Origin of the sequence: Pantoea allii (assembly GCF_046529425.1) — a bacterium.
GTDB lineage: Bacteria > Pseudomonadota > Gammaproteobacteria > Enterobacterales > Enterobacteriaceae > Pantoea > Pantoea allii.
This window is the reverse complement of sequence record NZ_CP125958.1, coordinates 3992676-4011769: the sequence shown is the minus strand read 5'-3', so window position 1 is coordinate 4011769 and position 19094 is coordinate 3992676. Positions and strand designations below refer to the sequence as shown.

Genomic DNA, 19094 nt, shown 5'->3' with positions numbered 1-19094 from the left:
AAAATGAACAACGTGCCAGGATTGAACCTGGTGGTGAAAAAGACTTTTTTTTGGGATTAGTAAGAAACAGTTGTCTGGTTTTTCTGTGAAAAATAAATGTAATCCATAGCGTAAAATTGCCAGCGGAAATCTGGGTATTGAAAATGGCAGGGAAAAATTCGTTATTACTTATCGTCTAAAAACTTCTCGTGAATGCCACTCCACGAATTTATCTGATGGATAATGCTGACTGACCTGCGGCAATTTAATCGGTTTACCTGAAAAGTCCCAGAACAGGCGGTCGACAATGCCACCGCCGTTTACGCCCGCGGAAACTACAACGCGCATATTCTCATCCAGCCCAATCGATCCTTTATCAAAGGCTTTATGATGAATGGCGCAGAGTGCCAGCCCGTTAACGACTTCGCAGGGGCCGCCGTACTGTTTCCATTTAATATGCGCGGCTTCTACCGCCACCAGCGCATTATCGTGGCGCATATTGAAGCCACATACCGCACACTGATAGTGATAAGCGCGCAGCACCTGCTGCCGGAAGTGAGGATCGCGCTGTTTCCGCATCTCACTGATGCCAAAACCCAGTTCATCCGCCAGCGCTTCCTGAATGCTTTCGGGAAAATGCGCTTCAAGGATTTGCTGTGCCAGGCTATCGATTAGCCTGCTGTCACTTTTAACCCGTTCATAATGCTCAGCATCAAAGCCACCGGCGACCTGATACCGTTTCAGTTCCCCAGCCGGAGGTTGCTTACTTCCTGTCGATGAGCAGTGCTCTGCATTAACCAGCTCCCAAAAACCGTCACCCTGTAAGCGCCAGAAGGGCATATCAGGACGATACTGACGGCGTTGCGGGCCATAACGTTCTAACAGTGCATGAAGCACAGGCTGAACTTCAGATGCGTAGTCAAAAAACCGGCCATGGCCATGGCGATATTGAGACAGCGCATAGAGCACGAGTAGTGGTTTATGGGGCGCGCGTTGTTCGCCTTTACGCCAGACGGTGATTTGAGAAAGTAATTTTTGCAGGTTGTTGGCTGATGTCATGACGCAGTTTGATAAGGAAATAATTGCGATAATGCTCGCAAATTATCGCTTGATCAATCGATTAGCGACGGGGAAATACAGGGAAAGAAGGCGATGCTAAATAGCGAAACGAAAACCGGCTCCAAGAATCCTCTTCCACCCACATCAACAGGTTATGACAGATGAGGCTGTGCGAAGCCGAATAAAAGCCCCTTAACAGGGCTTCGTTTATCCCAGCGAAATCAAAAAACCACCGCCACCAACCCATAAACCCCCGTACAGATCAGATCACAACGCCGTGCCCGATTGAGGTTTTTCTCTGCGGTTTACGAAGCCAAAATCAGCGTAGACAGGCTAAATATCATCACGCCGGTCAGTGCGCAGGCTGCCATCAGAACATCGCACTGCCACTGCGCTGCGGGTCAGTCCATTCAGGGGAGGGAGCCTTTACCGCTGACCATGCCGTCAGCGGGTTGCAGAATAACGGTGATCACTGCCGAGCGCGAATACGCCTGTAATCGGCAGTGTTTTTACATTCAGACTTTGAATGTCTCTACGGCGAGACGCAGCGTCTGAGCCTGTTCAGAAAGCGACTGTGAGGCGGCTGAAGACTCTTCAACCAACGCAGAGTTGTTCTGCGTTACACCATCCATCTGGCTTACCGCCACGCTCACCTGAGAGATCCCCTGCATCTGCTGATTAAGGTGTGCTATTTTATGCCGTGAGTCTCTCATTCCATGCATCAGTAAACTGAATATTGCCATCAACAATCCGCCAGGTGATTTTTTCATACTGCAAACTGATACTTTCAACGTGGTTCATTTTATCATTACCCGCTAAGCGGACATTAGGCACGCCGCAGTTGACGCCAGTCACTTTTACATTTTCCATAAGGACTGTGTAATAACAAACTTCTTGTCCTGCATCGTTTATGTGATAGAACTTAATTTCTGCGCTTTTTAACGTTTGACCAGTAGCCGCAGCCTTATAAAAGTAAGGTGTAGAACTATCAACATCTTTTTCAATCATCATGGATGAATGCTGACGCGTACCAGTAATTTTCCCGTTAGTGCTATCGACAGGGAGGTTAACGCCATGACCCAGTCCGATGATCTCTATGCTCCCTTCCCGATCCTGAACGTCAACCGATCCTTTAATATCTGCGCCGCCGTCGTCTTTAAGCCACATATAGGGAGGAATTGGCATACTATTTTCTCCTTGTTTTTCTGATTAACATCATTGTTATTAAATAAAAAGCAATACTGATCGTTACGACAGTGAAAAAGTCTATGTAGAAATATGCATCGTAGATTGATTCTGCATTAACATCACCCGTTAAAAATAGGGCTAACTGACTGACAAATTTATGGTCTGCATAGTTCTCGGGATGACCGAGTGAGCGAGCAACAGCGAACGTTATAATCAAAAAAAAGAGGATCTTAACCGCGTTACGGGCAAGCGCTGTAACCATTCGTTACCACCTCAATCCAGCCACGAGCCATGAGATCCCGCATGCAAGGCACCTGAACAGGATCTGTTTTGAGGAGTGCATCTCTTATGCGCGAGTAGTCCGAATTATGTGGAATGGTTAAACATCCCTCTGAGACTTGCCCCGGATGCAGTCTGAATAATCCGCGGTAAACGCCTTCTGTCCATGTTCCGTCATCAATACTCAGGTCATCTTTGTACAAAGCAAACCACTCGTCGCGTCCAAAGGCCGTCCCATGGTAAAATTTATTCCATGTATCCTGAATTTGCGTCTTTATTTTAGAAAATACGCCACCAGAGCCACGTTCTACAATCCAGTATTTACCCAGTGGTAACGGACCATTACTTTTAATGGCTCCACATGCACCGTGATTACGGTAGATACCATTGCCTGAAAAGGCCATGAAAACACCCACCCCATATAAATTAAAAGGCGCATAATCTGCACCATCAAGCGTCAACTTTCCCTGTAATGCCATGATATACCATTCCCTGATGAGGTTTGTGGCTTATCATATAAATGAAAAAATAAGTCATCAACTTTAGCCTTACGATTTTGAATTTATATTCAATTAATGTGGTGTGCATTTTATTTTTCGATTTGCTTTGTTAAGGACTGTCTTTACTGATGAGTTTTATGTGATTTTTATTTTAAATGGATTGGTTTTGTGTTTCTTGGTTTTCATTAATGAATAGTGTGAGTTGTATATCAGGTCAGTGGTTTATAAGAATTGTTTCAGTAAATCATATAATGAGGAGTGAAAACTATTTTTTCAGTAACAAGAGTGTAAATTGAAATTCACTGGCCTTCTGTAAAGGGCGGGTTAATAAGCCAACGGCGATCTTCTTATACAATAAACCGGTGATGGATGAAGGATAGCGCGGATTACGTTTCCGCGAATATAACGAAGGCCTCTGAATGACGTTACCCCACCGCCACCAATGCATAAACCCCCGCACAGATCAGATCACAACGCCGTGCCCGATTGAGGTCTTTCTCTGCGGTTTACGAAGCCAAAATCAGCGCGTACAGGCTACATATCATCACGCCGGTCAGTGCACAGGTTGCCACCACAACATCGCACTGCCACTGCGCTGCGGATCAGTCCATTCAGGGCAGGGAGCCGTTACCGCTGACCATGCCGTCAGCGGGTTGCAGAATAACGGTGATCACTGCCGATCGCGAATACGTCTGTAATCGGCAGTGTTTTTACATTCAGACTTTGAATGTCTCTACGGCGAGACGCAGCGTCTGAGCCTGTTCAGAAAGCGACTGTGAGGCGGCTGAAGACTCTTCAACCAACGCAGAGTTGTTCTGCGTTACACCATCCATCTGGCTTACCGCCACGCTCACCTGAGAGATCCCCTGCATCTGCTCAGCGGACGACAGGGCGATGGTATCCATTGATGTGGCCAGCTCGTCAACCAGATCGATCACTTTAAGAATATTTTGGCCTGTTTCATTCGCCACCGTGACGCCAGATTCCACCTGACTCACTGCCTGCTCAATGAGTGATTTAATGTCTTTTGCCGCCGTGGCACTTCGCTGTGCCAACGTCCTGACTTCCGCTGCCACCACGGCAAATCCACGTCCGCTTTCACCCGCGCGTGCCGCTTCTACTGCCGCGTTAAGCGCCAGAATATTCGTCTGAAATGCAATACTTTCGATGACAGAGGTAATGTCTCTGACCTTAGACGCGCTTTGTGAAATTTCGCCCATGGTGCCTGACATACGGCGGACATCGTTTTCACCATTTTTTACGTGTAAAGCCGTATCCCTCGCGGCGTTGGCCGTCTGTCTGGCCATGGCGCTGTTACTCTGCACGGTGGCCGTCAGCTGTTCCATACTTGCCGCTGTCTGCTGGAGTGCAGCGGCCTGCTCTTCAGTGCGGGAAGCCAGTTCGTTGTTACCCTGTGAGATTTCGTTTGCTGAAAGCGCAACGGAAGCAGAGCCAGACTTAATGTCGGATACCACCCCGCGGAGTCGCGACTGCATACTGGACAAAGAGGCCATCAGGCTCCGGGTGTCATTTTTGCGTAGCTGAACGGCTGAGGTCAAATCCCCCTGAGAAATCGCATAGGCAAGGCGCTGTGCGGTCACAGGCTCACCACCCAGTTCACTCATCAGCTTGCGAATCAAATAGATGCCCGTGGACAGGCCAAAAATGACCGCGACAGCTAACAGTACCAGTAAGATCACGTAAGCCTGTTCCGTCGTTTTACGGTTGGCACTGACGGCGTCATCAGATCGCTGCGTGAGCACCTGACCCATGGCCGTCAGTCCGTCAATCAGGGGATTCTGCGCGGGTCTGACGGTATCCAGAAGAAACTTCACTGTTGCGGCGTTATTTTTGCCCAGCGCCAGTGGAACCGTATTACTGAATGATTCCAGTGCATCTTTTTCACTGCTTTTTATCGCTTCAAACGCTTTTATTTCTTCATTGTTGCCCGACTGGTCAATCATCTGCCCCAGTTGAGTGCTGCTGTCGACAAAGCGGGTCTTTAATTTTCCGAGCCGCGCAGATTGCTCCGCGATGCCTTTTTCATCGGTAAATAACGACAGATTCCTTACTGTAATGGCCATGTCGCGCTGGATAAGCGTCAGGTCTGTGATCAGTTTTGTTTTTTTCATATCTCCCTGAACGATGGATTCAAGGGCATTTTTGGACTGATACAAAGAATGAATGGCAACGACTATGCACAGGGAAAAGAAGACGATTAACGTACCAAAACCCGAGCCGAGCCGTGTTGAGATTTTCATAAATCTTTCCTGAAGAAGGGTGGGGGAGACGACGATCTTTCGGCGCAGACTCGGCAATCTTTATCCCGGCCGTGATAATTAAAATGTAAGCAATCACGACATAAACTTTTACAGGAAAAACCCCTCTCGCGGGTCTGTTAATATTTCTTATTTATAGGTTTATTTATGGCTCGGCCGCGGCAGAAAATGGCAGATTGCGAGTGGAAACCGCGTCGCGCCGGCATCTTGCTGAGCATTCTTTGGGGACAGGCCCAGCGCCGGTCATGAGGTGAGCCAGTTGCGGTAAGGGCTGTCAGGACATAAGCCATGGGTGGCAATGAAACTATGCGGTCAGCGGGCATCGCGTTAATAGTTGCGATAACCTGCTGGCAGAACGCGTTTTCCAACGGCTGAACCGCGAGCGGTGCTCAATCAGAGATCGTCATCTTTTCTGCGGTTTAGGATGAGTGCAGCCTGCGTCATGTCAGCTTCAAGTCGTATCATCAGGTTGTTATCTGCGAAGCTGACGCGCCAGGCAGATCGAATAACCGCCTGTGACAGGGACTTTTTTTAACCCAGCGAAACCAAAAACCCCACCGCCACCAATGCATAAAACCCCGCACAGACCAGATCAAAACCGCGCCGTGCGCGGTTGAGGTACTTCTCTGCCGTACGTGAGGCGAAAATCAGCGCATACAGGCTAAATATCATCACCCCGGTCAGTGCGCAGGTGGCGACCAGAACATAGCTCTGCCACTGTGGCGCGTTGCGCGTCAGTCCTACACTGGTCACGGTGAACCAGGTTAACGCGGCTTTGGGATTGGTCAGGTGCAATCCCAGCCCTTGCAGGTAATAGCCGCGTAAACGCGCGTGGGCCTGGGCAGGACGGGCCGAAAGTTCACCGGGTCGTAAGGCACTGCGCAGCGCTTTTGAGGCCAGCCAGAGCAGATAAGCCGCGCCGAGCAGTTTTAACCAGATGATAAAACCGTGGGAAGAAACCAAAATCGCGGACACGCCAAAGGCGGTTAACAAGCCCCAGCACAGGGAGCCGGATATGACGCCGGTGGCCAGCACCAGACCGGCTGTACGGCCATAGTTCATCGCCGCATTCGCAATGGACAGGTTTCCCGGTCCGGGCGAGGCGGTGCCAATGGTGTAAATCAGTAACGCCGCAAAAAATGAAGACATATCCCACATCCATTCGTCCGACCCGTAACCGTAAGAATGTATTAACATAATTCTGTGAAAAAACACATTACAGCCTGTGTGAGATGGGCTTTTGACGCCAGGCTCAAGCATTAGGTTAATGCATCAGCGTCAGACGCCGGCGGATATCATCCCGCGCTTCCTTATCGGACTCTCACGCCGCCAGCGCTTCTCTTGGATGAGAAAAAAGAGGCATGCCCCGCAGCGCACCTCCACGTCATATCACGCCACAACACTACGGCGATACGGCTAATCCTGCATCCGACGTTCCGGCATCCTTTGGCGCTTTGATCAAGATCCACAGCGCCGCCGCGCCAATCAAATCAAACACCGCCAGCGCAATGAAGAACGGGCCAAAGCCAATTATGCTGACGAACGCGCCGATAAACAGGTTAAAGATCAACTGACCCGACCAGGCACAGGCACCTGCCATCCCCACGGCGGTCGCCACCTCATCCTTTCTGAACAGATCCGCACCCAGCGTCGCGGCCACGGTAGAGAGCAACTGATGCGAGAAACCCCCAATGCTGATCAGCAACACGGCGATATAGGGGTTGTCAACAATGCTGACCAGGCCGATGGTGGTCATCAGCACCGCCCCGAGAGTAAAGGTAATGCGGCGAGAATTAATCAGGCCAATGCCATGGTCGTTCAGAAACTTCGCCACGAACCCGCTGGCAAGGCAGCCCAGATCGGCCATCAGGAAGGGCAGCCAGACGAACATAGCAATCTCCTTCAGGCTGAAGTTCAGGGTTTCCACAAAGAAAATCGGTACCCAGAAGTTGATGGTTCCCCATGCCGGATCGGCCAGAAACCGCGAGATGCCAATGCCCCAGAAATTACGCTGTTTCAGTATGCGTAATGCAGAGGTCTTTTCATTCTTCCCGGTGTGAAGGTGTTTTTCCTGACCGCTTTCAATGTAGGCGCGCTCTTCCGCCGACAGCCGTTTGGCCTCTTTAGGATCGTGATAAAAGATAAACCAGACAAAGGCCGCTACGATAGCCAGGCCGCCGGCAACGACAAATGCAAACTGCCAGCTGTGGAACATAATGCACCAGGCAATCAGCGGCGGGGCCAGCATCGCCCCAAAGGAGGTGCCCATGTTAAATACCCCGGTGGCAATGCCTCGCTCCCTGGCGGGAAACCAGGTGGCCGCGGTTTTCACCCCGGCCGGAATCGCCGAGGCTTCACTAAAGCCCATAATGGCGCGCATACACGCCAGCCCCTGCCAGGAACCGATCAGAGAGTGAGCTAAGGTGGCCAGCCCCCAGACGATGGCGCAGAGAAAGAAGCCCAGCTTCAGGCCGATAGTATCAATTAACCATCCCATCACCGGCTGGCCGACGGTATAAGCCAGCTGAAAGGCGCTCACCACCCAGGAATACTGCTCCTTGGTCATGTCCAGTTCTTTCATCATCGTCGGCGCGGCCACGCCCAACGCCGTGCGGTCGAGGTAATTAATGATCGTAATAAAGCACACCAGTAATATCATGTGCCATCTGTAATAGCGGATTGTTTTCATGATTGTTCCTTTATTGTTACCTTTTCCTCATGCTTTCGCTAAACAGGTAACATGATTGCTTAAATTAGATGTAGGTTAATTAATAGAGTGTTAGTTAATCTCATGATTGCATCTTGTTATTATTGGGTAAGCGATTTTGCAATAAACGCATAATCGAGTGGTGTGATTACGCGCATTGTTTAATATCGTGAAAATAACTTTCGGTAAATAATGTGATCGGCGTAACCGACATGGCTACAGCGACTAAATAGCGAGATGCGAGTTTGGCATCATGTTAACGCTAAGCTGTTCAGCCATAACGCCATGACGAAAGCCTTTTACTGGCGGGCAGAAGGGAAGGTTCCTTACAGGTTGATGGGCTGTTTACATTTTTTTATTTCGCCGGGGTTTAGGCGTTACGTTAATTATCACGATGGGTTTTAAGTCTGATGGTTAATAAAGCCGTCTGTAGTTGTTAACGCGAATAAGGCCGGGGCGTTATATACACATTCAAATGTTATTCTCTTTTGGTAACTTAACCTGCCAGCGCAGGTGTTTTTATGCTTTGCAGAAAATAAAAATTAAGGGCAACGTTCAGCGTTGGTGAACATAATAACCTGCAGGAAGGCGCTTCAACGTTATAAGAGGAATCTTAAAAGGTAGTCGTTTGATGTTGAACAGGGTTTCAGTATTATTTTCAGCTTGTGCCACCTCTAAAGGAAGTGAGATGCAAATCTGTACGATGGACTACGATCGTCTCTCGCCAGACGGAAAAAGGGTTAAGCTTGACTGCTATGGCATCGGTTCATTTGATGTTTTGTCAGGCATCGACCGCTATATCAATAACCCTGACTGTTCAGATATCGAAAAGGCCGCGATCCCGCCGGGCACATACTGGATAGTCGATCGTCCGAAAGGGAGCGTGCTAAACCAACTGCGTGCAGAAGTGATTGATGCTTATCATTTGTACAAAAATCATCATTCCGAATGGTTTGGTTTATACAACACAGAAACCATGAGTGATCATGTTTACGTCAATGGCACACGGCGGGGCAGCTTTCGTCTCCATCCTTTGAACAGCGACGGCACCGGTGTTTCATGGGGCTGCGTAACGCTGTACAGCTCATCGGAGTTTCAAACCCTCAGAAATGCGTTGCTGCGGATACCCAAGATAAAAGTGCCGGGCGGGAAAGACCTGATGGCTTATGGCCGCCTTGATGTGCGCGGCATTCCAGATTTTAGTCAGTGTGGTGTGAGATGAAAATTGCGGTATTCATTATTGTGTTGCTGGCGGCTTTTGTGCTGATCCCGGATAGCTGGATCAACACGTTATTTATGAGCCATATCACCATCGAAGGCGATGGCGAAGAGGCGATGAACAGTTATTCGTTTACGTTCATCGTGGTTAAGTTCGTACTGTCGCTCGTGCTGGCTGTCCTGGCCTCGTGGGGATACCGAAAGCTAAAACGTTAGCCCGCCGCACATGCCTGGCGGGACGCACTTACAGAGGCTTACCGCGGCCAGGCGTTTCCTGAACAGGATGATCTCCATTCAACGCGCGTTTGCGGGTATTTCCCGCCGTTACCGCCCGAAGACAGTTTGTGGCGAATCACACCTGCCGCTTTTCAGCCCTCACACTGCCCGTCTTGATAATGTCGTAGCGGCTTACTCGTTGACTTCCGTTTGCTTCCGTTTTTCCCCGGGTGCTGAGATCTGCATCACTTTCATGCCGCGTGCGCTCCCTTACGCTTAACGGCCAGGCTGGAGGGGCGGAAATGTTTCTGGAAGAACGACGCAATCAGATTTTGCAATGGCTGGACGAACATGAACGCGTCACCGTTAACGGGCTGGCGAGTCAGTGGCGTGTCACGCGGAAAACCAGGCGCAGACAGGGCAAGGTCTGCATTCCGGGTGCATGCCATGTGGACAGCGTCGCCAGGATGGCGCGATTTCCTAAAAGTGGTGAATCGCCGATGGCGCACAGCAGCACCTCTGGGCCAGGCGGCAAGGGGGCCAGGCAGGCGATGGCCGCCAGCCGCGCCGGATCGCGCGTTCATTTGGTTGCCAAAGTCGGCACCGAAGGGTTCAGCCAGTTCGCGTTTGATCACCTTTCGTCATCAGACATTCACTCTTTCCGTTTATACCAGACCGATACCGAACCCACGGGCAGCGCCATCCTCGATGTCTCGCAGGAAAACGGCGAGAACATGATTGCTGCCTGTTCCGGGGCCAGTAAAACCCTGACGGATGCCGGGATTGCCGGGCTAACCCACGCATTCACCGAAGCGGATGTCCTGCTGCTGCCCGATGATCCGCATTTTTACGCTATTCCCGCTTTTCCGGCGCTCAGTGTGGACACCACCGGCGGGGGGGGATGCCTTTACGGCGCGCAGGCCGCCACCTGGGTATCGGCCTTTGCGTCCCAGGCCGTCGCGCGGGAAGGCGCAAGCACTATGCCCAAACGGCATCGGGCTGTCACCCGACTTAATCAACGATAACCCGACGTAACGCAACCGCCGCGCGCTGGCGCTGGCAGGAGAAACCATGAAAAAGATTGAAGGTATTGTCCCGGTCATGCTGACCCCGTTCACCCCGGATGATCAGATCGATTATCCCGGCCTGTCACGCCTGATCGACTGGTATCTGGCGCAGGGCGTGGACGCGCTGTTTGCGGTGTGCCAGTCGAGTGAAATGCAGTTTCTCAGCCTGGAGGAGCGCGTTGCGCTGGCGCGTTTTGTGGTGGAGAAAGTGCAGGGCCGCGTGCCGGTGATTGCCTCCGGCCACATCAGCGATGGGTTAACTGAACAGACTCAGGAGCTGCAGGCGATGGCCGGAACGGGCATTGATGCCCTGGTGCTGGTCACCAATCACCTTGATCCGCAGCATCAGGGAAGTGAGACGTTTTATGCTCACCTCAATCATCTCCTGGCGGCGCTACCGACCGATCTTCCGTTAGGACTCTACGAGTGCCCGGCACCGTATCGTCGCCTGCTCAGCGATGAAGAGTTCAGCTTCTGCGCCAACAGCAATCGCTTTGTGGTGCTGAAAGACGTGAGCTGCGATCTGCCCACGGTACAGCGTCGCGTCAGGCTGGCCGAAGGCACGCCATTGGCGGTAATCAACGCCAACGCGGCCATTGCGTGGCCCGCTATCCAGGCCGGTTCGCGCGGTTTCAGCGGCGTGTTCACTAACTTTCATCCAAACCTGTATGTCTGGCTTTATCACCAGAGCGCACAGCAGCCTGAAAAAGCCCATGAGCTGTCGCTGTTCCTGTCGCTGAGCGCCGTCACCGAAACCCTGGGCTATCCCAAAAACGCCAAAATTTATCATCAGCGCCTGGGCACCTTTACCAGCGAGCACTGCCGCGTCAACCGGGACAACGTGCTGGAGAAATGCTGGGGACTGAGCGTATTGCTTGACCAGATTCGCGAGGGCAGTGCGCTGTGGCAGTCACGCCTTTCATAAAAATCGCTTTACGCTGCTTATGCATCGGTTTACCACAGGGGAAAACACCATGATTGTATGCGATCAACTTGACTGGGCGCGCGAGCGCCATGCGTTTCATCCCATCGTTGACCAGGCGATTCGCTGGATTGCGGCCAACGATTTCAGCCAGATGGAAACGGGAAAATACGATTTGCTGCCTGACAACCAAATGTTCTGCCTGCTGCAGGAAATGGAGACCGAGCCTGCCAGCGCCCGCCGGGCCGAATCCCATTTTCGCTATGTCGATATCCAGTACCTGCTGGCCGGACGTGAAACGATCGGCGTGACGCGTGCCCAGCCGCAGCATGTGATAGCGGAAGACCGTCGGATTGAAAACGATGTCGTGTTTTATCAGGACATCACGGATGAATACAGCATCGCGCTGACGCCAGGGCAGTTTGCGCTGTTCTTTCCCCACGATATTCATCGCCCTGGCTGCGCGTCTCCGCTGGCCCAGCCTGTCCGCAAGGCGGTGATTAAAATTCATCTCGATCTGTTTGCCGTGCAGGCGTTGCCATGAAGCCTTCTGCACCGATGTCAGAGACGACGGTAAGCGAGCAGGGCACGCTGAAAGGGGGACTGCGCTGGGGCATCGTTACGCTGTTACTGCTGGCGGCGATAGTGAATTACCTGGACCGCGCCAACCTCAGCATTGCCAACACCACCATTGCGGCGGAATTTGGCTTTTCCCAGACCGAAATGGGCTTACTGTTGTCGGCGTTTCTCTGGCCCTATGCACTGGCGAACCTGCCTGCGGGCTGGCTGGTGGACAAACTCGGCCCCAAAAAGATGTTCTCCTGGGCGCTGGGGCTGTGGTCGGGTTTTACCGTGCTGACGGCGTTTGCCAACAGCTACAGCTATTTCTATGGTCTGCGTATGCTGCTGGGCGTGTCTGAATCCCCGTTCTTTACCTCGGGGATAAAAATCACCCACCGCTGGTTTGGTGACAGTGAACGCGGGTTGCCCACCGCGATTATCAATACGGGTTCACAAATTGCCAACGCCATTGCGCCGCCCATCCTCACCGTGCTGTTACTGACGTTGGGCTGGCGCGGCATGTTCGTTGCGATCGGTGTGATGGGGCTTCCCCTGCTGCTGGCGTGGTGGAAATTCTATCGCGATCCCGATGCCCGTGAGGATGCGCTGCTGCATGCCGGACAATACAGCGCGGCCACACCGCAAGAGAAAACCGCGGTTCGCTGGCGGTCGCTGTTCCGACACAGCACCACCTGGTTTATGGTGATCGGCAATTTCTCTATTATGTTCACGATTTGGGTTTATCTGACCTGGCTGCCGGGCTATCTGGAAAAATCGCTGGGCTTCAGCCTGAAAGCCACGGGCTGGATTGCCTCTATTCCGTTTCTGGCCGGTATTCTGGGCGTGCTGGTTGGCGGCATGCTCTCGGACAATCTGGTGCGTCGGGGCGTCAAAGCCATCACCGCGCGCAAAGTCCCTGTCGTTTCAGGGGCTGCTCTGGCCGCCTGCTTCGTGGCACCGATTCCGTTCGTCGACAGTACGCCGCTGGCAATTAGTTTGCTGTCCCTCGGCTACTTTTTCTCGCAAATGCCGCAGGGCGCGCTCTGGACGCTGGCCAGCGATATTGCGCCGAAGTCACAGGTTGCCTCGCTGGGGGCGATTCAGAACTTTGGCGGCTTCCTGGGGGCGGCGATGGCGCCCATCGTGACCGGCATTATTCTGGATACCACGGGGAAATTCACCAATGTGTTTCTGCTCGGTGCCGCGCTGCTGATGCTGGGCGCGCTGAGCTATGGCCTGTTTGTGCGTAAGCCGCTGCAGGCAAGCTAACAAGCCCAACCCTGGCGGCCAGCCAGGGTTGCACCAGGTGGCAGCCCACGCTGACGGTTATCGCTGACAGAGTTTACCTACTGTTAACGAGGGCTGACGTGAGATGTACCAGTACGAAACCGTTTAACGCGGTAATCGGCAGAGCAGGGTGCAGATAACGCCGGTTCAGGATGATCGGCGCATCGATTGCCCTTAAAGAAAATGATTCATCCAGACGGGGGCGTTTTCTCCGTCTGTCATCGTTTTTTCTATTCGGGTTAACCTCTTTGCCCGGCGCGTAATTATCGTTTTTCCTCTTTCCGTCAATAAATCGGTTTAATTAAATTCTGTTGAACTAAAAGAGAAAATATAACAACATTGCGGCCGTTTATCATGGCATCAGGCGGTGCACTGCAGGTGGGCGGCCTGAGTCTGGCGGTGTGCACGCCGAAGCCGTTTGCGTTGACGGTTGCAGCGATACAAATACAGGGGAACTGAGCGGTCGCTTTGGCAAAGACGGCGAGCAGTGATCACGCTCTACTCAACGCCAGGTCATCTGACAGGGTTTTGACTTAACGAGAGGGGCGGTGCCTGTGAAAAATAAGCCGCGTTGCCTTAAGCAGAAGCAAGGCGTCAAAGGGCATATTCCGTCTGTTGCCAGAACGCTATAACGCACTGTTGTGTTTTGAAGGCGCGTCAGTCCACTTTGGCAAGGTAACGATCAAGTGTGTCGATCACGCCTTGCTGCTCTTCTGGAATAAGACAAAAGCGAATTTGCCATTCGTGTTGGTCATCAACACTCACAAACAACGAAAGGCCGTCGTGATAAGGCACATAATTGTATCCGAGAAAACGCCATTGCTCGCCTGTGGGGTGGGTGACGCCGTCATAATCCGTAAAAGGGCGGGATACGATGTACCGTTCTCCTTGTTTTAGATGACGATAATTGGGTTTTAAACCATGCGCGGTCCAGTGTCCCTGTTCATAAGGTCCCGTCATCCGCCTGTCTCCTTTTGCCGTTTGAGCGTCAGTAGCCTGGCTGGCGTTATTCATCCTGAATCAATATCGCCAGCCTGTTAATAATGGCGTCGAGCGTCCCATCCGATGCGGATGTATGGAGCAATCCCTCAATATAGCGATCGCCGCGAGTATAAACGGTCACCAGACTCAGGCACTCAGCGACAGACGCGTGCGAAATCCTTTCTTTTTCTCTCAGCGACATATTGTGGGTTATCCACTGGTTCCAGCCAAAACCCGTCAGCATAAGTTGATTTTTTTCGGCGGATAGCGGCATGTTGTTTTCAATATCGTCCTGGCAGTCAGCGATGAAGCGTTTTAGTACGGTATTGTCTTGTCTGATAACCAGGAGATTAGCCCGTTGCACGATGTCATCGTGCCAGGCCAGCCGTGAAAGCCAGGATTTTGGCAGGGCATGGTAACCGTAATACGCACCCGCAAGCTGACCATAAATAGCGGCGACACTGTCCGCGTCATCGCCAAGATTTGCCGCCAGTAACGCCCCTTCCTCAAATGTCTCGCTGTGCCAGAAACACCAGAGAGCGGCTTCCAGTGAGTGAATCACATAGCCAGAACTGCTGATTTCATCACGGGATTTAAGACGGTAGCGACCTTGAATAATGGCTAAGGAGTCCGGATGCAGTGTTTTTATCCATGCGTACTGCGCAGAATGAAACGCGTTGAATAGCCTTGCTTTGGTCGGCGTGTTATCGCTGTTGAGCAGCATGTGGATCAGGCCCGTGATGTACTGGCAGGCCTCAATACATCGCTGTTCTGCATGAGTGGTGGCACTGGCCAGTTTCGTCGCTTCAAAGACCGCAGTGAGAGGGGCGTGATGCATGAATAATGCCACAGGCGCGGTGCGCATCAGGCTGCCGTTGCCCGCACTTCTGGGGTCGGTGCTGCCCGCCAGCGCAATGCCTTCCGCGCTGAATTTTTTTAACGCGAGGGCGACGGTCGTGCCAATATCGAAACAGGTTCCGGTGCAGGAGTTATAACCATAATCGCGCCAGTTGATATAGCGTCGCATTTGATCGGCAGGTACATTTTCGGCCCGTTCGATCAGGCTGTCAGCCAGACACAGCATCATAGACGTGTCATCCGTCCATTGACCGGGTTCAAGCATAAAGGGGCCACCGCCAACCAGGTCGGTTACCACCGGTTTTGCCGGTCTGGGCTGAAATTCAAGGGTGGTACCTAACGCATCGCCCAGCGCCAACCCAACTAATGCGCCTATAGCCCGATTGATTTTATCAGCATTCATCCCTTTGTCCTGATTTACCTCAGCGTCAGCCAGACAGGGCGGCACGCTTCGCGGCTTTTCAAACACGATTTGGCACATTAACGCGAGTTGAAAGCAATGTCGATCAAAGGCTATTGGCGGGCAGGGGGGAGGAAAGCAGGACGGGAAAGGCAGGCGTGGATTTCATTGCCACGCCGAAGCCTGACCTTTAGCGGGGCGGCCCACTGGCAACCCCAACTGAACCGCTAGTGACTTTGCTTACTGTCTTCTTCTTTATGCTTTTTCGCCAGGTAATGCCCCGCCGCGCAGCCCGCCATGGCACCGGCAACCGCATGATGTTTAAGATGGCCCGCCACGCCGCCCACCAGCGCGCCTTTCAGGCAGCCTTCGGCCTGTGCCTGAGAGGCGACCGACATCAAAAGGCCCAGGGTGACCAGCAGAAAGGGAAGTTTACGCATCGATACTCAGTCCTTATAAAGGGGAAGGTGTTAATGCTGCGACGATAACCCTAATGCGAGGCTGGCGGGTGAGAAAATGCGAGTCGTTGCACGATGGTTGCAGAAAAAAGGGCGGGTTTTGCATGCCAGAGCGTGGCGGAATTTTTTGAACCGCATCACACCCTGCATTTTTTGCGAATCCATTTTCTCTCTTCCGGGACAGAAAGATGTAATAACTACCTCGCCATACACAAAACGGAACCCACGATGAAAAAAAACTTAGCCTGTTTTGCATTCCTGGCAGGAAGCCTGCTGACGGGATATGTCCCAGTACTGATTGCCGCACCTATACCGCAAACCCCGGATACAAGTATCCCGGTGAGCCGCTACATTACGGCGCTCAATCCGGATCACTCCATTACCTTCCGTCTCTTTGCGCCTGCCGCGAAGCAGGTTGCCGTGGTGACCGGCGCCACGCCGCTGAGCCAGCAATCGCATGACATGAAAAAGGACAGTGCCGGCATCTGGTCGTGGACCAGCGCGCCGATGAAGCCCAACTTGTATGAATACTATTTCGACGTAGACGGTTTCCGCACGCCGGATACCGGCAGCCGTTTCCCTAAACCGCAGCGCCAGGTGAACACCAGTATGATTCTGGTGCCGGGCAGTATTCTGGATGAGCGCAACGTGCCGCACGGCGATGTGCTGACCCTGACCTATCATTCCACCGCCCTGAAGTCGGAACGTCAGGTGTTTGTCTGGGCGCCGCCGGGTTACAAGGCCGATGATAAACCGCTGCCGGTGCTCTACTTCTATCACGGTTTTGGCGATACCGGGCTGTCCGCCATTTCGCAACTGCGCCTGCCGCAGATCATGGACAACCTGCTGGCAGAGGGCAAAATCAAGCCGATGCTGGTGGTGGTGCCCGATACCGAAACCGACATCGTGCAGGCTATTCCTGAAAACTTCCCGCCTGCGGATCGTCGCAAAGACTTTTATCCCCTCAATGCCGCTGCTGCGGATAAAGAGTTAATGCAGGACATTATCCCGCTGGTGGAAAAACGCTTTACCGTGAGTCGCAAACCGGCTGACCGGGCGATTGCCGGGCTGTCCCAGGGCGGCTATCAGGCGCTGGTGTCAGGCATGACGCACCTGAGCGACTTTGGCTGGCTGGCCAGTTTTAGCGGCGTGACCACCAGTACCGTGCCTAATGAGGTCGTGACGCGTCAGCTGAGCCAGCCGCAGACCGTGAATAAACAGCTGAAAAACTTTACGCTGGTGGTGGGCGATAAAGATATCGTGACAGGCAAAGACATTGCCGGACTCAAAACCGAGCTTGAAAAGCAGGGCGTAACCTTCCATTACACCCAGTATCCGGGCTTAGGGCATGAGATGGATGTCTGGCGACCGGCGTATGTGGAGTTTGTGCAGCAGCTGTTTAAACCCCAGTCGCACTAATCCCGGCTTCAACGCGGACCGCGCACAGGATGAGCAGGACATCCTGTGCGCATTCTCCCCAACGCGGCGGGAACGCTGCGGTTTCGTTGGCGGCGGATGGCGTCATGTCAGTCACGGGGTAAGCGCTTACGCATCACCCGCTGCCCAAACGCATCACTGCCTTCTGCGACCCAACCATTTGCCTGATAAAACCCTTCCGCGTTCGAGCCGGGATCGGTGGTCAGTACGATGGCCTCCGCGCCCTGATCGATAAACCACTGTGTGATAGTGTTCAACAATTGTGTCCCGATGCCCTGTTTTTGATATTCAGGTTTAACAAACAGCCCGCCAATAAGCGGTTCGGGCGCATTGATCCCTAATCCGTAACCGGCATACTCACCGTCCACCTGGCAAATCCAGCTGCCGCCCTGACGAATATCGTCGAGCGCTTGTTCGCGCTGTAAATAGTGGATTTGATGCGCGTGCAGGCGATTTTCCGTTACGGAAAAGCGTATTTCATATATTTCTTTAAGATGATGAGGTTCAAGTTTAGAAAATGAGAGGCGCATGGCAGCTCTGAATGAAAATGACGATGTCAGGTGGTCAAACAGTATCGCCTGAATAACGGCGTTTCAAGGCGTAAAACGTCATGGGGTGTCTCTTTTCTACAAATACCGTTTTTAATCTTGTTTTGTCATTTCGCTGGCATCCTGGCGTCATCGGCCTGCCAGTTTCATCTGTTTTACGCTGGACTTAATGCGGCGATGACCGGCGGCCTGAGCCGTATTACCCCTTTCCCTTGTACTCTGAAAGGAATTAATAAAGGTATCCTGGCTGAGCCTGCATAACCTGACCCCAATACGATCCAGACGTAACTGGAGTTTTTCAGTTTTCGAGTCTTCATTAAATAACAAGGGTTTAACGATCGATTTTTAAAGTTTGATAGGTTTAATCATAGACCAATCCGTTAAAATTCATTTGATTGATAGCTGGCGACGATCAATAATCGATCTACTTTAATGCCGTTAATCAGAGCATGGGAATGGAAATCCAGAATCTTGATAATAACAACCGTGCCTGGCGGTTCATTGCTGAGCCTATTGTAAACCTGAAATCTGAACGTATTGCCGTTGAAGTCTTAACCCGATTTGCCGCACCAGGGACGCCTTTTTTCCATATAAATAACATGCATAAAGAACAGAAAATAAGTCTCTTAAGAGACCAGTTGTTCTTGATTGATAAAAAAAGACATTTCTTTGAAAGTCACCAGTTGCTGTGTTCTGTAAATGTCGATGTAGAGATGGCTTTTGCGCTGCTGGAAGAACGGGATATTTACGAACTCGCCACAGCGCATTCTTTTCTGCGCATTGAAGTATCAGAAGACTTCCCCAATCTGGCGGAGGGGCTGAATAATCCCTTACTGCGAAAGTTATATAATCATTACACCTTATGGCTGGATGATTTTGGCAGTGCCTCTTCCCATTTCCCCTGTTTGCAAAAGGGATTATATGAGGCCGTTAAAATCGATAAGTTTTTTTTCTGGAAGCACCATAACAGCCCGCTCTGGAAAGATACCCTGATGCAAATTAAAGACTATTGTCAGTTTATTATTGTAGAAGGCGTTGAACAGGAAACTTACTTTCAGTTTGCTAAACCCTATGCCGCGGCATTCCAGGGGTACCTGTTTGACGCCATCAATTTTGAGGCATTGGGCTGAACAGCGCGTTTAGCCGTTAA

General features: G+C 51.9%; 18 protein-coding genes and 1 pseudogene. 8 read left to right on the top strand and 11 right to left on the bottom strand.

The window, feature by feature from the left end:
• Positions 1-168: 168 nt before the first annotated feature.
• From QNH99_RS18875 to QNH99_RS18845, 7 genes and pseudogenes are all read right to left on the bottom strand, one after another.
• Positions 169-1038: a phosphorothioated DNA-binding restriction endonuclease gene (locus QNH99_RS18875; protein WP_145393509.1), complete on the bottom strand. Its 870-nt coding sequence runs from the start codon at positions 1036-1038 to the stop codon at positions 169-171.
• A gap of 515 nt (positions 1039-1553) precedes the next feature.
• Positions 1554-1715 (bottom strand): annotated as a pseudogene (locus QNH99_RS18870) (chemotaxis protein); the annotation flags it as partial.
• Between the two features lie 16 nt (positions 1716-1731).
• A complete protein-coding gene (locus tag QNH99_RS18865; protein WP_109716642.1) occupies positions 1732-2223 on the bottom strand; it encodes an Hcp family type VI secretion system effector in 492 nt (163 codons plus the stop codon).
• Positions 2224-2465: 242 nt separating this feature from the next.
• The gene (locus QNH99_RS18860; protein WP_410517050.1) at positions 2466-2984 is read right to left on the bottom strand and encodes a DUF2778 domain-containing protein; all 519 of its coding nucleotides are present in this window, start codon (positions 2982-2984) and stop codon (positions 2466-2468) included.
• 737 nt (positions 2985-3721) lie between these two features.
• The gene (locus QNH99_RS18855) at positions 3722-5266 is read right to left on the bottom strand and encodes a methyl-accepting chemotaxis protein (protein WP_063878263.1); all 1545 of its coding nucleotides are present in this window, start codon (positions 5264-5266) and stop codon (positions 3722-3724) included.
• A gap of 549 nt (positions 5267-5815) precedes the next feature.
• Positions 5816-6442 carry a LysE family translocator gene (locus QNH99_RS18850; protein WP_109716798.1) on the bottom strand — a complete coding sequence of 209 codons (627 nt, stop codon included), beginning with the start codon at positions 6440-6442 and terminating at the stop codon, positions 5816-5818.
• Between the two features lie 244 nt (positions 6443-6686).
• Complete coding sequence (locus QNH99_RS18845; protein ID WP_410517049.1) at positions 6687-7973, bottom strand: MFS transporter; 1287 nt, start codon at positions 7971-7973, stop codon at positions 6687-6689.
• Between the two features lie 706 nt (positions 7974-8679).
• On the opposite strand from QNH99_RS18845, the gene QNH99_RS18840 reads away from it, so the two are divergent.
• From QNH99_RS18840 to QNH99_RS18815, 6 genes are all read left to right on the top strand, one after another.
• Complete coding sequence (locus QNH99_RS18840; protein ID WP_145393665.1) at positions 8680-9213, top strand: DUF2778 domain-containing protein; 534 nt, start codon at positions 8680-8682, stop codon at positions 9211-9213.
• On the top strand, positions 9210-9425 hold the full coding sequence (locus QNH99_RS18835; protein ID WP_063878265.1) for a hypothetical protein: 216 nt from the start codon (positions 9210-9212) through the stop codon (positions 9423-9425). The genes QNH99_RS18840 and QNH99_RS18835 overlap by 4 nt, the downstream gene beginning before the upstream one ends.
• Before the next feature lie 302 nt (positions 9426-9727).
• The gene (locus tag QNH99_RS18830) at positions 9728-10450 is read left to right on the top strand and encodes a PfkB family carbohydrate kinase (RefSeq protein WP_410517048.1); all 723 of its coding nucleotides are present in this window, start codon (positions 9728-9730) and stop codon (positions 10448-10450) included.
• Between the two features lie 46 nt (positions 10451-10496).
• The gene (locus tag QNH99_RS18825) at positions 10497-11417 is read left to right on the top strand and encodes a dihydrodipicolinate synthase family protein (protein ID WP_410517047.1); all 921 of its coding nucleotides are present in this window, start codon (positions 10497-10499) and stop codon (positions 11415-11417) included.
• Positions 11418-11466: 49 nt separating this feature from the next.
• Positions 11467-11958, top strand: coding sequence for a YhcH/YjgK/YiaL family protein (locus tag QNH99_RS18820; RefSeq protein ID WP_096011517.1), 492 nt, complete (start codon positions 11467-11469; stop codon positions 11956-11958).
• A 14-nt stretch (positions 11959-11972) separates the two neighbouring features.
• Entirely contained in the window at positions 11973-13244 is a 1272-nt protein-coding gene (locus tag QNH99_RS18815; RefSeq protein WP_410517686.1) for an MFS transporter, read from the top strand.
• Positions 13245-13919: 675 nt separating this feature from the next.
• Here the strand turns inward: QNH99_RS18815 and QNH99_RS18810 are convergent.
• From QNH99_RS18810 to QNH99_RS18800, 3 genes are all read right to left on the bottom strand, one after another.
• Positions 13920-14222, bottom strand: a complete 303-nt coding sequence (locus tag QNH99_RS18810; RefSeq protein ID WP_241567453.1) for a DUF3601 domain-containing protein — start codon at positions 14220-14222, stop codon at positions 13920-13922.
• 46 nt (positions 14223-14268) lie between these two features.
• A complete protein-coding gene (locus QNH99_RS18805) occupies positions 14269-15504 on the bottom strand; it encodes an ADP-ribosylglycohydrolase family protein (RefSeq protein WP_410517046.1) in 1236 nt (411 codons plus the stop codon).
• Between the two features lie 224 nt (positions 15505-15728).
• Positions 15729-15941: a hypothetical protein gene (locus tag QNH99_RS18800; RefSeq protein ID WP_063878268.1), complete on the bottom strand. Its 213-nt coding sequence runs from the start codon at positions 15939-15941 to the stop codon at positions 15729-15731.
• A gap of 246 nt (positions 15942-16187) precedes the next feature.
• Between QNH99_RS18800 and QNH99_RS18795 the strand changes: the two genes are divergently transcribed.
• The gene (locus QNH99_RS18795; protein ID WP_145393553.1) at positions 16188-17378 is read left to right on the top strand and encodes an alpha/beta hydrolase-fold protein; all 1191 of its coding nucleotides are present in this window, start codon (positions 16188-16190) and stop codon (positions 17376-17378) included.
• Positions 17379-17485: 107 nt separating this feature from the next.
• Here the strand turns inward: QNH99_RS18795 and QNH99_RS18790 are convergent, their stop codons facing one another.
• Positions 17486-17926, bottom strand: coding sequence for a GNAT family N-acetyltransferase (locus QNH99_RS18790; protein WP_410517045.1), 441 nt, complete (start codon positions 17924-17926; stop codon positions 17486-17488).
• Between the two features lie 473 nt (positions 17927-18399).
• Between QNH99_RS18790 and QNH99_RS18785 the strand changes: the two genes are divergently transcribed.
• Complete coding sequence (locus tag QNH99_RS18785; protein WP_244915418.1) at positions 18400-19074, top strand: EAL domain-containing protein; 675 nt, start codon at positions 18400-18402, stop codon at positions 19072-19074.
• Positions 19075-19094: the final 20 nt, after the last annotated feature.

What these genes read in the sequence shown, in the direction of transcription:
- QNH99_RS18815 (WP_410517686.1), top strand. Translation starts at nt 11,973, where the DNA reads ATGTCAGAGACGACGGTAAGCGAGCAGGGCACGCTGAAAGGGGGACTG.
- QNH99_RS18825 (WP_410517047.1), top strand. Translation starts at nt 10,497, where the DNA reads ATGAAAAAGATTGAAGGTATTGTCCCGGTCATGCTGACCCCGTTCACC.
- QNH99_RS18820 (WP_096011517.1), top strand. Translation starts at nt 11,467, where the DNA reads ATGATTGTATGCGATCAACTTGACTGGGCGCGCGAGCGCCATGCGTTT.
- QNH99_RS18800 (WP_063878268.1), bottom strand. Translation starts at nt 15,941, where the DNA reads ATGCGTAAACTTCCCTTTCTGCTGGTCACCCTGGGCCTTTTGATGTCG.
- QNH99_RS18845 (WP_410517049.1), bottom strand. Translation starts at nt 7,973, where the DNA reads ATGAAAACAATCCGCTATTACAGATGGCACATGATATTACTGGTGTGC.
- QNH99_RS18855 (WP_063878263.1), bottom strand. Translation starts at nt 5,266, where the DNA reads ATGAAAATCTCAACACGGCTCGGCTCGGGTTTTGGTACGTTAATCGTC.
- QNH99_RS18810 (WP_241567453.1), bottom strand. Translation starts at nt 14,222, where the DNA reads ATGACGGGACCTTATGAACAGGGACACTGGACCGCGCATGGTTTAAAA.
- QNH99_RS18785 (WP_244915418.1), top strand. Translation starts at nt 18,400, where the DNA reads ATGGAAATCCAGAATCTTGATAATAACAACCGTGCCTGGCGGTTCATT.
- QNH99_RS18795 (WP_145393553.1), top strand. Translation starts at nt 16,188, where the DNA reads ATGAAAAAAAACTTAGCCTGTTTTGCATTCCTGGCAGGAAGCCTGCTG.
- QNH99_RS18860 (WP_410517050.1), bottom strand. Translation starts at nt 2,984, where the DNA reads ATGGCATTACAGGGAAAGTTGACGCTTGATGGTGCAGATTATGCGCCT.
- QNH99_RS18805 (WP_410517046.1), bottom strand. Translation starts at nt 15,504, where the DNA reads ATGAATGCTGATAAAATCAATCGGGCTATAGGCGCATTAGTTGGGTTG.
- QNH99_RS18840 (WP_145393665.1), top strand. Translation starts at nt 8,680, where the DNA reads ATGCAAATCTGTACGATGGACTACGATCGTCTCTCGCCAGACGGAAAA.
- QNH99_RS18875 (WP_145393509.1), bottom strand. Translation starts at nt 1,038, where the DNA reads ATGACATCAGCCAACAACCTGCAAAAATTACTTTCTCAAATCACCGTC.
- QNH99_RS18790 (WP_410517045.1), bottom strand. Translation starts at nt 17,926, where the DNA reads ATGCGCCTCTCATTTTCTAAACTTGAACCTCATCATCTTAAAGAAATA.
- QNH99_RS18835 (WP_063878265.1), top strand. Translation starts at nt 9,210, where the DNA reads ATGAAAATTGCGGTATTCATTATTGTGTTGCTGGCGGCTTTTGTGCTG.
- QNH99_RS18830 (WP_410517048.1), top strand. Translation starts at nt 9,728, where the DNA reads ATGTTTCTGGAAGAACGACGCAATCAGATTTTGCAATGGCTGGACGAA.
- QNH99_RS18850 (WP_109716798.1), bottom strand. Translation starts at nt 6,442, where the DNA reads ATGTGGGATATGTCTTCATTTTTTGCGGCGTTACTGATTTACACCATT.
- QNH99_RS18865 (WP_109716642.1), bottom strand. Translation starts at nt 2,223, where the DNA reads ATGCCAATTCCTCCCTATATGTGGCTTAAAGACGACGGCGGCGCAGAT.